This is a genomic window from Gilvimarinus algae (genome assembly GCF_030518215.1).
In the GTDB taxonomy this organism is placed as follows: domain Bacteria; phylum Pseudomonadota; class Gammaproteobacteria; order Pseudomonadales; family Cellvibrionaceae; genus Gilvimarinus; species Gilvimarinus algae.
Map to the genome: position 1 here is coordinate 1 of NZ_JAULRT010000039.1, position 517 is coordinate 517.

A 517-nucleotide genomic window follows, 5' to 3' on the forward strand; every position below is an offset into this window, starting at 1 on the left:
TATGTGCTTGACGGTGTCGGGCTCGATCCGGCCAAAGGGCTCTATAACTTTACCGGCGTGACCTTCAACGGCGACTTCAATTTCGCACCCGGCGCGGGGCAGGTGGGTGAGCTGTTTTTTGTTGCGGCTAACGCCACAGGCGATGGCAGTGGCAGCGACGAAAATAACTACGCCGATGCCGCCACGGCGCAAATACAGGCGAACACCGGCGACCTGACGACGTTTGTGTTCGTCAATGACGGCAGCGCCATTGACGTTGGTGCCGGCGGCTTTACCTTAAGCGATGGCCAGGTGGTCAGCGGTTTTGGCAACGGCAATAGTTTTGATTTGACGATTCCGGCCAACCTGATTGGCGATTTTCCAAGTGACGGCATTCAAGACCCGACGGGCAACGGCGCAGCGATGCTGACCGGTGCGACCGGTGCGGTGCTTAACCTGGCCAATGCCAACCTGGTGGAGCACATCACGATTGGCAGCGCGGTGGATGGTATCGGTGCGCTGAACATTACGGATGCGA

At 58.4% G+C, this 517-nt stretch carries 1 protein-coding gene; it reads left to right on the forward strand.

Going from position 1 to position 517, the window contains the following annotated elements; genetic code table 11:
• A partial coding sequence (locus QWI16_RS06150; protein ID WP_302711908.1) for a hypothetical protein occupies window positions 1-517 on the forward strand: 517 nt, incomplete at both ends.